This window comes from Streptomyces sp. NPDC052496, assembly GCF_040679095.1.
Lineage (GTDB): Bacteria > Actinomycetota > Actinomycetes > Streptomycetales > Streptomycetaceae > Streptomyces.
In genome coordinates, this window is sequence record NZ_JBFAUH010000011.1 from 181,362 (window position 1) to 194,578 (window position 13,217).

Annotated in this window: 9 protein-coding genes and 1 pseudogene; 6 read left to right on the forward strand and 4 right to left on the reverse strand. The window is 73.8% G+C overall.

All coding sequences use genetic code 11. From position 1 onward, the window contains the following. The first annotated feature begins 338 nt into the window (after positions 1 to 338). The 3 genes and pseudogenes from AB0L45_RS17005 (at position 339) to AB0L45_RS17015 (ending at position 3,056) form a co-directional block, all read left to right on the forward strand. A complete protein-coding gene (locus AB0L45_RS17005; protein ID WP_365840532.1) occupies positions 339 to 1,631 on the forward strand; it encodes a YeeE/YedE family protein in 1,293 nt (430 codons plus the stop codon). Between the two features lie 117 nt (positions 1,632 to 1,748). Continuing rightward, positions 1,749 to 2,210: pseudogene (locus AB0L45_RS17010) on the forward strand (Lrp/AsnC family transcriptional regulator); the annotation flags it as partial. Positions 2,211 to 2,333: 123 nt separating this feature from the next. Continuing rightward, positions 2,334 to 3,056, forward strand: a complete 723-nt coding sequence (locus AB0L45_RS17015) for an HAD family phosphatase (protein ID WP_365840534.1) — start codon at positions 2,334 to 2,336, stop codon at positions 3,054 to 3,056. 91 nt (positions 3,057 to 3,147) lie between these two features. Here the strand turns inward: AB0L45_RS17015 and AB0L45_RS17020 are convergent, their stop codons facing one another. Further along, the gene (locus AB0L45_RS17020) at positions 3,148 to 3,957 is read right to left on the reverse strand and encodes an endo-1,4-beta-glucanase (RefSeq protein ID WP_365840536.1); all 810 of its coding nucleotides are present in this window, start codon (positions 3,955 to 3,957) and stop codon (positions 3,148 to 3,150) included. Positions 3,958 to 4,297: 340 nt separating this feature from the next. Here AB0L45_RS17020 and AB0L45_RS17025 point away from each other — a divergent pair, with 340 nt between their 5' ends. Together AB0L45_RS17025 and AB0L45_RS17030 are read left to right on the forward strand one after the other, a co-directional pair. Then, a complete protein-coding gene (locus AB0L45_RS17025; RefSeq protein WP_365840538.1) occupies positions 4,298 to 4,879 on the forward strand; it encodes a SigE family RNA polymerase sigma factor in 582 nt (193 codons plus the stop codon). Beyond that, positions 4,879 to 5,811 (forward strand): hypothetical protein, encoded by a 933-nt coding sequence (locus AB0L45_RS17030; protein ID WP_365840540.1) that lies wholly within the window; start codon positions 4,879 to 4,881, stop codon positions 5,809 to 5,811. The genes AB0L45_RS17025 and AB0L45_RS17030 overlap by 1 nt, the downstream gene beginning before the upstream one ends. 104 nt (positions 5,812 to 5,915) lie before the next feature. On the opposite strand, the gene AB0L45_RS17035 is transcribed toward AB0L45_RS17030, so the two are convergent. Continuing rightward, positions 5,916 to 7,049, reverse strand: a complete 1,134-nt coding sequence (locus tag AB0L45_RS17035) for an NAD(P)/FAD-dependent oxidoreductase (RefSeq protein ID WP_365840542.1) — start codon at positions 7,047 to 7,049, stop codon at positions 5,916 to 5,918. Between the two features lie 235 nt (positions 7,050 to 7,284). After that, entirely contained in the window at positions 7,285 to 8,289 is a 1,005-nt protein-coding gene (gene ligD / locus AB0L45_RS17040) for a non-homologous end-joining DNA ligase (protein WP_365840544.1), read from the reverse strand. Positions 8,290 to 8,377: 88 nt separating this feature from the next. Here ligD and AB0L45_RS17045 point away from each other — a divergent pair, with 88 nt between their 5' ends. Then, a complete protein-coding gene (locus AB0L45_RS17045) occupies positions 8,378 to 9,439 on the forward strand; it encodes an ATP-dependent DNA ligase (RefSeq protein ID WP_365840546.1) in 1,062 nt (353 codons plus the stop codon). Positions 9,440 to 9,444: 5 nt separating this feature from the next. Here the strand turns inward: AB0L45_RS17045 and AB0L45_RS17050 are convergent, their stop codons facing one another. Then, entirely contained in the window at positions 9,445 to 12,477 is a 3,033-nt protein-coding gene (locus AB0L45_RS17050; RefSeq protein WP_365840548.1) for an amino acid adenylation domain-containing protein, read from the reverse strand. Positions 12,478 to 13,217 lie beyond the last annotated feature (740 nt).

Below are 13,217 nucleotides of genomic sequence, written 5' to 3' on the forward strand. Positions count from 1 at the left end.
CGTCTGCTCGATTCGCCCGCTTCCCCACCCTCACCTCCTCTCGACTCACGCCTCGCCTCATCCTGTGTCTCATTCCCCTGTCCGGATGGCGGAACGCGGCGACCGCGTGCATCGTCCACGCATTACCCTCGACGTCATGTCCGCACCCGCACGCCTCCTCTGTCTCGCGCTCTTCGCGAACTCGGCCTGGTGCGTCGACGACGGGCTCTGTCCCCGCTGAAGCCTGCCGTCGGCGCCGTCCACCGGCGCCGACGCCCTTGATCACCACTTCCCTCTCCACCCCCGCGCCCTGGCGTTCCCGGGGGTGACGTGCGCCCGCTCACCTCACGGAGCCCGCTGTGACCACAGCTCCCCCTGATCCGCTCGTCGGTGCCCCCCGCCCGTCCGCGGCCCTGCTCCCCCCGTCCCCCACCTCCCGGCCCCGGCCCGCCGCTCCCCCGGCCCCGCCCGTACGCCGGCTGCCGCTCGCCGTCGGCCTGCTGATCGCCGTGGCGCTGGCGGGCTACGTCTTCGCCTCGTACGGCGCCGAGCCCGGCGTCCTGCTGCTGCTCGGGCTCGGACTGGGGGTGGCCCTGTTCCACTCGCGGTTCGGGTTCACCTCGGCCTGGCGGCAGCTGGTCGCCGTGGGCAACGGGACCGGGCTGCGCGCCCACGCGCTCCTGCTGGGCACGACAGCCACCCTGTTCGCCCTGGTCATCGGCACCGGCACCGGACTGTTCGGGGCGGCGCCCGAGCCCTCCGACGGGCCGCTGGGCGTGGGGCTGCTCCTCGGCTCGTTCGTGTTCGCCGTCGGGATGCAGCTGGGTGGCGCGTGCGCGTCCGGCACGCTGTTCGCGGTGGGTTCGGGGCAGACCTCCATCGTGCTGACGCTGGGCGGCTTCATCGCCGGCTCCACGCTGGCCGCCTGGCAGTTCGACCTGTGGAAGGACCTCCCGGCGTACCGGCCCGTGGTGTTCGCCGACCACATCGGCTGGTTCCGGTCGTGGGCCGTCACGATCCTGGCGCTGGCCGTCGTGGTGGCCGTCAGCCGCGCGGTCCAGGCGCGCCGCAATCCGCCGCCGACCGGCCCGGTGCCGTCGGCGAAGACCGCGGCCGCCCGGGTCCTGCGCGGTTCGTGGCCGCTGGCCGCGGGCGCGGCGGTGCTGGCGGTGCTGGGCGGCGGCGTCCTGCTGGTGTCCGGCGGGGCGTGGGGTGTGACCAGCGCGTTCAGTCTGTGGGGCGCGAAGCTGGTGAGCGCGTTCGGCGGGCATCCGGAGACCTGGTCGTACTGGCAGAAGCCCGCGAACGCGCAGGCGCTGTCCGGCCCGGTGCTGGCCGACAGGACCAGCCTGACCGACATCGGCATCATGATCGGGGCGGGGGTCGCCGCCGCCCTCGGCGGTACCTGGGCCCTGCACCGGGGCACTCCGTGGCGTACCGCGGTCGCGGCGGTCGCGGGTGGTGTCCTGATGGGCATCGGCGCCCGGCTGGCCGGCGGCTGCAACATCGGCGCCTACCTCGCCGGCATCGCCTCCGGCAGTCTGCACGGCTGGATCTGGGGCGCGACGGCGCTGCTCGGCACCTGGGCCGGCCTGAAGCTGCGGCCCGTCTTCCGGCTGGCCAACCCGAAGCCCGGCGACGGGGTCTGCTGACGAACGGTGGGGGCGGGCGGGGCGCTCGCGGAGACCGGCGGCCACCGCACGCCCCGGCAAGTGGGCCGTTGGTACAGTCGTCGGGCCCCGCACCGCCCCCGAGGAGGCCGTTGGCCCATGGCCGTGGACACGCTCGACGCGAAGATCCTGCGGCTGCTGCTGGAGCAGCCGCGCACCAGCGTGCGGGAGTACGCCCGTATCCTCGGCATCGCCCGGGGCACCGTCCAGGCGCGGCTCGACCGGCTGGAGCGGGACGGGGTGATCACCGCGTACGGGCCGCGCCTGTCGCCCGCCGCGCTCGGCCACCCCGTCCTCGCCTTCGTGCACATCGAGGTCACCCAGGGGCATCTGGAGGACGTCGCCGGTGAGCTGGCCGAGGTGCCGGAGATCATCGAGGCGTTCTCGACGACCGGCGGCGGGGACCTGCTGACGCGGGTGGTCGCGCGGGACGCGGCCCACCTGGAGGACGTGATCCAGCGGCTGATCAAGATGTCCGGCGTGGTCCGTACGCGGACGGAGGTGGCCCTGCGGGAACGGGTGCCGCACCGGATGCTGCCGCTGGTCGAAGCGGTGGGCGGTACGGGTGGTACGAGTACTACAGGCGGTACGGGTGGTACGGGCGGTGTCAGTGGTGCCGCCGGTAAGAGCGGTACGGGAGGTACCGCCGGACCGCGCCGGGACGCGCCTTGACATGCTGAGTCCATGAGCATTCCCACCGGCGCCTCCCCCGCCCCCGTCATCTTCGACCTGGACGGCACGCTCGTGGACAGCGAGCCGAACTACTACGAGGCGGGACGCAGGGTGCTCGCCCGGTACGGCGTCACCGGCTTCACCTGGGAGCACCACACGCGCTTCATCGGCATCGGCACCCGCGAGACGCTGGCGATCCTCAAGCGGGAGTACGGCATCGACGCGCCCCTCGACGAGCTGCTGGCCGGCAAGAACCGCGCCTACCTGGAACTGGCGCGGGCGCACACCGAGGTCTTCCCCCAGATGCGGGCGTTCGTGGAGCTGCTGCACGCGGCCGGGCACCCTCTGGCGGTGGCCTCCGGCTCCTCCCGGTCCGCGATCGAGACGGTGCTCGCGGCCACCGGCCTGGACGCGCGGCTGACCGTACGCGTCTCGGCCGAGGAGGTCGCGCAGGGCAAGCCCGCGCCCGACGTCTTCCTGGAAGCGGCCCGCAGGCTGGGCGTCGAGCCGCGGACGTGCGTGGTGCTGGAGGACGCGCCGCCCGGCGCGGAGGCGGCCCGCCGGGCGGGGATGCGGTGCGTGGCGGTCCCGTACGTGCCGGAGACGGCGACGGACCCGGCGTTCGGCAGCGCCGGGCTGTTCTTCCCGGGCGGCCGGCGGGACTTCACGGCGGATGCCGCGTACCGGTGGGTCACGCAAGGCGGGAACGAAAGCCGGGCGGACCAGGGCCGTTGAGCCCTGCTGCCCAAGGGTCGGCGCACCTCCGTAGGTGTGGGGCTTCCCACGTGGCCTGCCCGTGGGAAGCCCCGCCGCCGCTCCGGCCGCCTCAGCCGACGTCGACCGAGTACGCGGTGGTGTCCAGCTGGGCCTTGCCGGTGAAGGCTTCCGTACCGGCCTCCACGCCGCTGACGTAATCGGTGGGCGCCACCAGGCCCCGGCGGACCAGGGCCTGGAGGAAGGCGTCGAGCTGGAGGTCGGACGTCGTGGTGTTGCCGACGCGGACGAAGGAGTACACGTTCCAGCCGGTCCGGCCGACGTACAGGTCCCAGTACGCGCCGGCGATCTTCACCCGCTGCTGCCGGGTGCCCAGCGGCGCGGCGTCACCGCCCTTGGCGAGCCAGACCATGACCTCGTGCTTGGGCCGGCTCTGCCAGTCGGTGTCCGGCCGGTCGTGCAGCCACAGGTCGTAGGCGACGTTGTACGCGCCGGGCCTGGCCGGCTTCACCTGGTAGGACCACTTCGCGCGGATCGGCTTCTTCGCGGAGACCCGCACGGGCAGGCCGGTGGCGTCGGACTTCCAGCCCCAGTGCCAGCCGAGCACGCTGCTCGCGTACGACTTCACCGACTCGGGAGCGCCCGTCCAGTCGTAGTGGGTGCCCCAGCCGATGGTGTTGCCGGACTGGTGCGTGGCCCACGTGCAGCTCCACCCGGAACCGGTGTTCGCTCCCCAGGTGTTGTTGTTGAGCCAGTACTTGCCCATGGGCGTGGCAGCGTTCGGCGCGCAGCCGTCCGCGGCCTGTGCGGAGCCGGCGGTGGTGTCGAGAGCGAGGAAGGTTCCGCCGCCGAGTGTGGCGGCGGCGAGCAGCGCGACGAGCAAGCGCTTGCGGGGGGCGCGGTGACGGCCAGGGGATGACATGGGTCGGCCTTCCGGTTCGGGGACAGTGCTTCCTGGTTGCCGCCGCCGGGCGCATTGGTTGCTGCTGCCGGTCAAGTGCGAGCCTGTCTCCAGCCCCCTTCGCCCACTTGGCTGCCCCACTTGGTCCACCTGGACACCGCACCTGGACACTCCGCGGAAAATTGTCGGCAGCCGGCGGCAACCTTCCCCTGACCGGCGGCAACTGAGGGGCTGACAGAGTGTTCCCGACCGAGAGAGCCCGCCCCGTGGTCAGCCTCCCCTCCCCCACCGGTCACCGGCCGCCACAGCCTCCGCACCCCGAATGGTCGGCATGATCTCGTCCGCCGCCCCTCCGAGAGACATGAACGTTTCCCCCGGCGGCCCGGAGGCCGGTCCGTCCCCGGGCACCGTCCCGTCCTCCGGCACCGGCGACGCGGCCGTGGAGTTCCACGCCTTCTTCGAGCGCCATCACGCCGAACTGGCCCGCCTGGCCCACCTGCTCACGGGTGAGACGGACGCCGCCGACGACCTCGCGGCGGACGCGCTGCTCGCCCTGTGGCACCGGTGGGACCGCGTACGCGCCGCGGAGCACCCGGTGGCGTACGCCCGTGGTGTGGTCGCCAACATGGCCCGCGGCCGGATTCGCAGCACCGTGCGCGAGCGGCGCCGGATCGCCCTGTTCTGGTCCCAGCGCCCCGAGCGGTCGGACGGCCCCGACGTGGCCGCCGTCGTGGACGTCCGGCAGGCGCTGGAGCGGCTGCCGTTCCGTAAGCGCGCGTGCGTCGTGCTGCGGCACGCGTTCGACCTGTCGGAGCGGGACACCGCCCTCGCCCTGGGCATATCCGTCGGTACGGTCAAGAGCCAGACCTCCCGGGGCATGGCGGAGCTCCAGCGGCACCTGGGCGCGGGGGCCGTGGACGGCCTCGCGGGACGGAGGAAGTGATGGCGGACGACGACGTGCGGGAGCAACTGCGCGAGGCGGCGCGGAGGCACCACCCGGACCGTGCCCGGATGCTCGCGCGGCTGGAGCGCGGCATGGCGGACTCCACCGACCGCGGTACGGCACACCGCCGCCGGGCGGCGCCGCGCTGCTCGTGGCCGCGGGTGGCCTTCGCGGCCGCCGCGACGGTGGGGGCGCTCGTCGCCGGTGGTTACGCGGTGGCGACGGTCGCGCAGTCCCCCGGCCCGGAGAAGGTGACGACGCGCCCGGCCGGTCCCGCCGGGCCGGGAGAGGACCGGCCCGCCTCCCCCACGCCCCCGCCCCACGCGTCGGCCACCCCGGCCGAGCCGCCCTCCGGTGAGCCCGGGAGGACGGAGCGGCCCGGCGCGGCGGGTTCCGCCACCGACGGGACCGGCGGGGGCGACGGTGCCGGTGAGACCGGCGGGAACAGTGGAGGCAGGGATACGGGCGGTGAGCCCGCGTCACCGACGCCCGGCGCGTCCACCGGTGGACGTCCGCCGTCCGGGGGCACGGCGGGCGGCCCGCCGCGCACCGAGGACGGTCCGCTGTGGTCGGACGGCTCCGTGGACCCGCACAGCAACACGTACTGGGCCCAGAGCAACGTCACGCTCCAGACCGGGCGCCCCCTGACCGCGCTCACCCTGGAACTGCGGATCGCCCAGTCCGGCGGCGTGGCGGACACCGGCCACTGGAGCACGCTGCCGTCGGACGACTTCACGGTGTCCGTGGAGCCCCGCGACGGCGCACTTGTCTACCGGTGGACGCTGAAGGCGGGCCGGACCGTGCCCGCCGGGCGGCACGTCTTCGCGGGGCAGTACGACCACGCGGAGGGCGGGCGCGACGCCAAGGACGACACGTACACGGCGACGGCCGAGGCGCCGGGCGGGGCACTGCGGGTGTGGGGGGCTTTCTGATTGCATTTCGACGGCTGGCCTATTGATGGCGGGCTTTCCGACGGCGGGCTTATCGACGGCGGGCTTATCGACTGCCGGCCGGAGCCCGCCCCCCCCGCCGCCGGTCATGCGCTCTGCCGGTCCCCGACGAACGCGTTGATCAACCCGTGGGGTGCCTGGTCGCCGTACAGCAGCTCGTTGAGCTGGTCACCTTCGGCGGCGGCTGCCGCACCGCGCGGGAACATGGCCTGCTCGTACGCGGTGAGCGCGGCCTCGGTGTCGCCCGGGTAGGCGGCCAGGGCCAGACCGAGTTCGGCGCCGTCGAGCATGGCGAGGTTGGCGCCCTCGCCGTTCGGCGCGCAGAGGTGCGCGGCGTCGCCGAGCAGGGTCACCCCCGGCACCCGGTCCCAGCGGTGTCCGACCGGCAGGGTGTGGTGGGGGCGCAGGGCGGGTGCGGTGTCGCCGGCGGTGATCAGTGTGGTCACTTCCGGTGCCCAACCGTCGAATTCCCGCGCGATCCGCGCGGTGGCCGCGGCGGCGTCGGTGAAGTCGACGGCGGCGAACCAGTCCAGCGGCTCGGTGAGCACCACGTAGGTGTGCAGGGTGCCGCCGCTCTCCCGGTGGGCCTGGATCGCCCTGCCCGGCGCGAGGGCGAAGAACGATCCGCCACCGGCCATTTTCGCGGTGGCCGGGTGCCGGTCGTCGGCGTCGTACAGGTACGTCTCGACGACGGACCGGCCCACGTACTCGGGTGTCGCGTCGGAGAGCAGCGGCCGTACGCGTGACCACGCACCGTCCGCGCCGACCAGCAGGCCGGTGCCGACGGTGCTGCCGTCGGTGAACGTCACCTCGTGGCGCCCCGCGCCGAGGGCCCGGACGCCGGTGGCCTTGTGGCCCCACCGTACGGTGCCGGCCGGAAGCGCTTCGAGCAGTATCCGGCGCAGCTCGCCGCGCATGACCTCGGGGCGCCCGCCGGTGCCGTCGTCGGCCTGGTCGAACAGGACGGTTCCGTTCCGGTCGAGGATGCGTATCGCCTGGCGGCCCTCCAGGACGAGGGCGCGGAACGCGTCCGCCAGGCCCGCCGCCTCCAGGGCCGGCAGGCCGTTGTCGTCGTGGATGTCGAGCATCCCGCCCTGCGCGCGGGCTGCCGGGGAAGGCTCCGCCTCGTAGACCGTGGCCGGGATGCCGTGGACGTGCAGGACGCGGGCGAGGGTCAGCCCTCCGAGTCCGGCGCCGATGATCGTGACGTGCGGGGTCATGGTGGTTCCTTGCCTGTCGCTCGCCTGCCGGACCGGCGCCGGCAGGATCTCCGCGAGCGTGCCGGACCACGCCGACAAGCCGCTGACGCCGGACCGACAGTGCCCGGCAGCCTCCGACAGGCCACCGACACGCACGGGGAAGGATCCGCCGGAGCCTGGGGCCTGGCTCCCGGCTCGCCGAGGTCTCCCGGCTCTCCGCGGCCTCACGATGCCCGGCGCGCCCCCTGGGCGTGCGTCACTTCTTCGCGCGGCTCGGCTGCACCCGTTTCGGTTCGCCCTTCACCTTCGGGTGCTCCGGCGGGTACGGGAGGTCTCCGAGCCCGTGCTCGCGCTCGTCGCGGTCGGCGAGTTCGAGCGCGGCCTCCAGGCGGCACGGGTGCTGGTCCATGGTGGCGTGCAGGTCGCCCAGTTCGGCGAAACGGGCCGGCATGGTGCCGATGTCGAAGTCCTCCGGTACGGCGTCGGTCAGCTCCGCCCAGCGCAGCGGTGCGGAGACCGGCGCGTGCGGAAAGGGCCGTACGGAGTAGGCGCCGGCGATGGTGCGGTCCCGGGCGGTCTGGTTGTAGTCCACGAAGATCTTGGCGCCGCGCTCCTCCTTCCACCAGGAGGTGGTGATCCGCTCGGGGTCGCGCCGCTCCAGCTCCCGGGCCACCGCGATCGCCGCGCGCCGGACCTGGGTGAAGGTCCAGTCGGGCGCGATGGGCACGAAGACGTGCAGGCCGCGGCCGCCGGAGGTCTTGGGCCAGCCGGTCAGGCCGAGGCCGTCCAGCACGTCCCGCAGGGCGAGGGCGGCCCGTACCGCGTCCGCGTAGCCGGTGCCCGGCTGCGGGTCGAGGTCGATGCGCAGCTCGTCCGGGTGGTCGGTGTCGCCCCGGCGGACCGGCCAGGGGTGGAAGGTCAGACAGCCGAGGTTGGCCGCCCACAGGACGGCGGCGGGCTCGGTGGGGCAGACCTCGTCGGCGTAGCGGCCACTGGGGAAGGTGATGCGGGCGGTGGGGATCCAGTCGGGCAGGTTCTTCGGCGCCCGCTTCTGGAAGAACGATTCACCTTCCACCCCGTCGGGGTAGCGCTCCAACGTGGTGGGCCGGTCCTTGAGGGCACGCAGCACGCCGTCGCCGACGCTCTGGTAGTAGCGGACGACATCGGCCTTGGTGAAGCCGCGCTGCGGGAAGTAGACCTTGTCCGGGTGGGAGACCCGGACCGTCCGCCCACCCACTGCCAGCTCGAGCGACTCTGCCATGCCATCACGCTAGGCCGTACGGTCGGGCCCCGCCCGTCAGCGGCGCGTACCCCCGCCCGTCCGCGCGGCCCGCCGCACAATCGCCCTCATGGATCTTCCCGTGATGCCCCCGGTGGAGCCGATGCTGGCCAAGGCCGCCCCGGAGATTCCGTCCGGCATACAGTACGAGGCCAAGTGGGACGGCTTCCGGGCCATCGTCTTCCGTGACGGGGACGAGACCGAGCTGGGCAGCCGTTCGGGCAAGCCGCTCACCCGCTACTTCCCCGAGCTGGTGGAGGGGCTGCGTACGGAGCTGCCGCCGCGGTGTGTGCTGGACGGTGAGATCGTCATCGCGCGGGAGGGGCGGCTGGACTTCGACGCCCTGCTGGAGCGCATTCACCCCGCCGATTCCCGGGTACGCCACCTGGCGGAGGTGACACCGGCGTCCTTCGTCGCGTTCGACCTGCTGGCGCTGGGGGACGAGTCGCTGATGTCCGTACCGCAGCGGGACCGCAGGGACAGCCTGACGACGGCGCTGCGGGACGCGGCCGACCCGGTGTTCACCGCGCCGGTCACCGAGGACCTGGACGTGGCCCGGGAGTGGTTCGCGCAGTTCGAGGGGGCCGGGCTGGACGGGATCGTCGCCAAGCCGCCCGGGATGCCGTACCGGCCGGGCCGGCGGGTGATGGTGAAGACGAAGCACGAGCGGACCGCCGACTGTGTCGTGGCGGGCCTGCGTCCGCACAAGAGCGGCCCGGTCGTGGGGTCGCTGCTGCTGGGGCTGTACGACGACGGGGGCCGGCTCCAGCACGTCGGCGTCTGCGCGTCCTTCCCGATGCGCCGGCGCCAGGAGCTGATGGAGGAGCTGGCGCCGCTGCGGATGGAGTCCGTCGCGGGCCACCCGTGGGAGGAGTGGACCAGTGAGGAGGCGCAGGCGGCGGGCCGGCTGCCCGGCGGGCCGAGCCGGTGGACGGGCAAGAAGGACCTGTCCTGGGTACCGCTGCGCCCGGAACGGGTGGTGGAGGTCGCGTACGACCACATGCAGGGCGACCGGTTCCGGCACACCGCCCAGTTCCGGCGCTGGCGCCCCGACCGCGAGCCCACGTCGTGCACGTACGCGCAGTTGGAGGAGCCGGTCCGTTACGACCTGTCGAAGGTGCTCGGGGCGTGACGCCCTCAGCCGGACTCCTCCTGGAGTCCGGCGACCACGGCCGCGATGCCCTGGACGGTCGGCGTGTCGAAGTACGCGGAGAGCGGCACCTCGACGCCGAGCCGGTCGAGTATCCGGGTCGAGATCTGGGTCATGGTGATGGAGTGACCGCCGAGGTCGAAGAGGTCGTCGGTGTCGGTGAGTTCCGGCAGGCCGAAGACCTCGCGCCAGATCTCCCGGACCGCCTCCAGGGGGCTGTCCGCCGCTGACGGCTGCGCGGTGACGTCCTCGGGCGGCGCGGGCAGCGCGGACCGGTCGAGCTTGCCGTTCGGTGTGGTGGGCAGCGCGTCCAGGGCGACGAAGGACTCCGGCACCATGTACGGGGGCAGCGCCGTCGCCAGTTCGCGCCGCAGCTGCCCGGCGTCCGCGGTCCCGACGTGATAGCCGACGAGCCGCCCGTCCCGCACCGCGGCGGCGGCCCGGTGCACGCCGTCCAGCGCGAGCAGCCGGGACTCGATCTCGCCGAGTTCGATGCGGTAGCCGCGCAGTTTGATCTGGTCGTCGGTGCGGCCCAGGAAGTCCAGGCGGCCGTCGCCGCGGTGGCGCGCCCGGTCGCCGGTGCGGTACATCCGGCTGCCCGGCGGACCGTACGGATCGGGCGGGAAGCGCTCGCTGTCCAGCTCCGGCCGGCCGACGTAGCCGCGGGCGAGGCCGTCCCCGGCGATGTAGAGGTCACCGGGCAGGCCTGCCGGTACGGGCGCCAGGTGCTCGTCGAGCACGTACACCCGGGTGTTGGCCAGCGGCCGGCCGATCGTCACCTGGTCGGCTTCCGGTCCGATCTCGTCGTATGTCGACCAGATCGTGGTCTCGGTCGGACCGTAGACGTTCAGGAGCCGGCCGACGCGCGGGCGCAGCCGCTGCGCGAGCGCCGGCGGCAGGGCCTCGCCGCCGGCGAGTGCGGTGACGGCGGGCGCGTCGAAGCCGTGGTCGAGGAGCATCGCCCAGCCGGTCGGAGTGGCCTGGACGTGGGTGACCGCCCGGCGGGTGATCAGCTCCGTCAGCGCCGCGCCGTCGCGGGTCTCGCTCGCGCCCGCCACCACCACCGTGCCGCCGGTGACCAGCGGCAGGAAGAGTTCCAGGCCGGAGATGTCGAACGAGACGGAGGTCAGGGCCAGCCAGCGGTGGCCGGGGCCGGAGCCGAGCAGGTCGCGCAGGGACAGCAGCAGGTTCGTCAGGGAGCGGTGCTCGATCTGCACGCCCTTGGGGCGGCCGGTGGAGCCGGAGGTGTAGATCACGTAGGCGAGGTCGCCGGGGGCGGGGGCCGGGTGGTGGCCCGGTGCGCCGGGGGCCGGGTGGCCGCCCTCGGGCACGAGGTCGTCGGCGAGCAGGTCGGCGTCGCCCAGTTCGTGTGCGGCGTCGGCGTCCCGGAGGACGAACTCGGTGCGCTCCGCCGGATATTCCGCGTCCAGGGGGATGTAGGCCGCGCCGGCCTTGAGGACGCCGAGCAGGCCGGCCAGGAGCCGTTCGGAACGGCTCGCCCGTACGGCGACGAGCGCGCCCGCGCCGATGCCCTTGTCCCGCAGGCGGGCGGCGAGACGTTCCGCCGCGGCGTCCAGTTGCGCGTACGTGAGGCTGCGGTCCGCGTGGACGACGGCGACGGCGTCGGGGGTACGGGCCGCCTGTTCCGCGACCAGCTCGGGAACGGTACGGGCCGGGTACGCCACGGCCGTGTCGTTGACGCCGGTCAGCAGCCGGCCGCGCGCGTCCTCGTCGAGGAGCGGCAGCCGGGCCAGCGGTGTGTCCGGGTGGGCGGCCGTGTGGCCGAGGAGGGTCAGCCAGTGCCGCGCCACGCTCTCGGCGTGCTCGCGCGACAGGGACCGCGGCGGGTACTGGAGCAGGACGTCGAAGCCGTCGGGGCCGTCGACCAGTTCGATGCGCAGGGCGTTGCGGGCGGTGTGGTTGGAGGGGGTCCAGTCCGCCGTGACGGTGAGTCCGGGGAACTCCGGGGCGGGCCCCGGGCGCCGGTACGTCAGGGAGACGGGCGCGAGGGCGACGGCCGGCTTGACGCCGGTGCCGGCGCGGCCGAGCGGCACGTCGCGTACGCGGTACAGCTCGCGCAGGCCGGCCCGGGTCGCGCGGGCGAAGTCGGTGAAGGCGAGGCCGGGTTCCGGCGCGGAGGTGAAGGGGAGTTCGTTGACGTGGACGCCGATGTGTCCGCGCTGCTCCGGGGTGCGGGTGCCGAGGTCGAGGGCGGTGACCGGTGCGCTGTTGCCGTAGCGGTGGAGCAGGGCGTGCAGGGAGGCCACGACCAGCTCGAAGCGGGTCACCCCGATGCGTTCGGCGAGCGGGCCGAGCTGCGCCCGCAGGTCTTCGGGGAGGCGGAACTCCACCGAGTCGCCGGGGCCCGCCCCGTGGGCGGGGCGGTCCAGGCCGGGGAGCGCCAGGTCGTCGTCGCCGAGCGGGTGCCGGGCCCAATAGTCGCGGGCCGCGGGCAGGACGGCGGCGATCCGCGCTTCCTCGGCGGACGCCGGTTCGGCGGGTGCGGGCTCCGGGGGTACGGGGGTGCCGTGCCCGGCCTCCGCCCCGTAGTGCGCGGCGAGGTCGGCGGCGAACACCTCCATGGAGTGCCCGTCGAAGACCAGGTGGTGGGCGACCACCAGCAGCCGGTGGGCGCGCGGGCCGATGATCTGCAGGACCAGGCGGCACAGCGGGCCCTCGGTGAGGTCGAACGGCGCGACGATGTGCTGCCGGGTGGCGTCCTCGTCCGCGCGCTCGATGACCAACTCGGGCCACGCCGGGGCCGGGACGAGGCAGGGTATGCCGTCGCGGTTCTCGACGGCGCTGGTCAGGGCGGGGTGCCGGCGCAGGACGGCCTCGCACGCGCGGCGCAGCGCGGCGGTGTCGAGCGCGCCGTCGAAGTGCAGGGTGAAGGGCACGTGGTGCACGGCGCCGCAGTCGCCGAGCTGTTCGTTGAACCAGATCCCGCTCTGTGCCGCCGAGGCGGGGCGGGGCTCCGGGCGGGCCTGGACCGGGTGCGGGCTTGCTGCGGCGTCGGACATCGGACAGCTTTCTTCAGCACTGCGGCCGAGGGCGACCCCCGCCGTTGGAAGCGCTCTCAATCTGCCTCACACCGACTGGGATATGCAACTTTCTGCTCGGACTTCGACGCTTCCCGCAAGATTTCCGCGCAGTTTGCCCAGGCGCCGCAGCCGGTCCCGATGCACTCCATCCGGGCCTTGTCACCGGGCCGTTCAGGCTCCCGCGCCCTCGCGGAGCGGACCGTCACCACGGCCAAACGGGGAAGAAACGACCATTGACACGCTCCGCAACGCTGTTCGATCATCTGCGGGTTACACAGCGTCCAGCACGGTGCCCGAATCGGAGGCGCCGTGTGCACGGGGCCGTACGACCTGCGGCCCGGAAAGCGAGTGCGCACCATGGCCACTTGAGGTGGTGAAACGGCCCGTACCGGCCGGCCGGATGGTCCGCACTTCCCGACGGAAGTCCGACGGCTCCGCCCCGCTCCTCACCGCCGCGACGAGAAAAGCATCCGCACCACCCCCTCACCCCGGGTTTCCGCCCACGTCGAGCCGTTCCGGCGCGCAGAGCGGACTTCGGGCCGCCCTTGTCACGGGCCCGGCCCGCGAGTTCGGCCGTGCCGTCCGCAGCGGCCTGCGCGGCGCCCGAACCGATACCGCCGGCCACCCCCTTGCACCCCGTTACCGATCGGTATTCGGGCGGGCCGGCGGCAGGCATTCGGCCGTCGTACGAAAAGCCCTCCTCGCAGAGAAGATGAGCC

Coding starts and splice junctions, on each gene's coding strand:
- AB0L45_RS17030 (WP_365840540.1), top strand. CDS start 4,879: ATGGCGGACGACGACGTGCGGGAGCAACTGCGCGAGGCGGCGCGGAGG.
- AB0L45_RS17025 (WP_365840538.1), top strand. CDS start 4,298: ATGAACGTTTCCCCCGGCGGCCCGGAGGCCGGTCCGTCCCCGGGCACC.
- AB0L45_RS17015 (WP_365840534.1), top strand. CDS start 2,334: ATGAGCATTCCCACCGGCGCCTCCCCCGCCCCCGTCATCTTCGACCTG.
- ligD (WP_365840544.1), bottom strand. CDS start 8,289: ATGGCAGAGTCGCTCGAGCTGGCAGTGGGTGGGCGGACGGTCCGGGTC.
- AB0L45_RS17045 (WP_365840546.1), top strand. CDS start 8,378: ATGGATCTTCCCGTGATGCCCCCGGTGGAGCCGATGCTGGCCAAGGCC.
- AB0L45_RS17050 (WP_365840548.1), bottom strand. CDS start 12,477: ATGTCCGACGCCGCAGCAAGCCCGCACCCGGTCCAGGCCCGCCCGGAG.
- AB0L45_RS17035 (WP_365840542.1), bottom strand. CDS start 7,049: ATGACCCCGCACGTCACGATCATCGGCGCCGGACTCGGAGGGCTGACC.
- AB0L45_RS17020 (WP_365840536.1), bottom strand. CDS start 3,957: ATGTCATCCCCTGGCCGTCACCGCGCCCCCCGCAAGCGCTTGCTCGTC.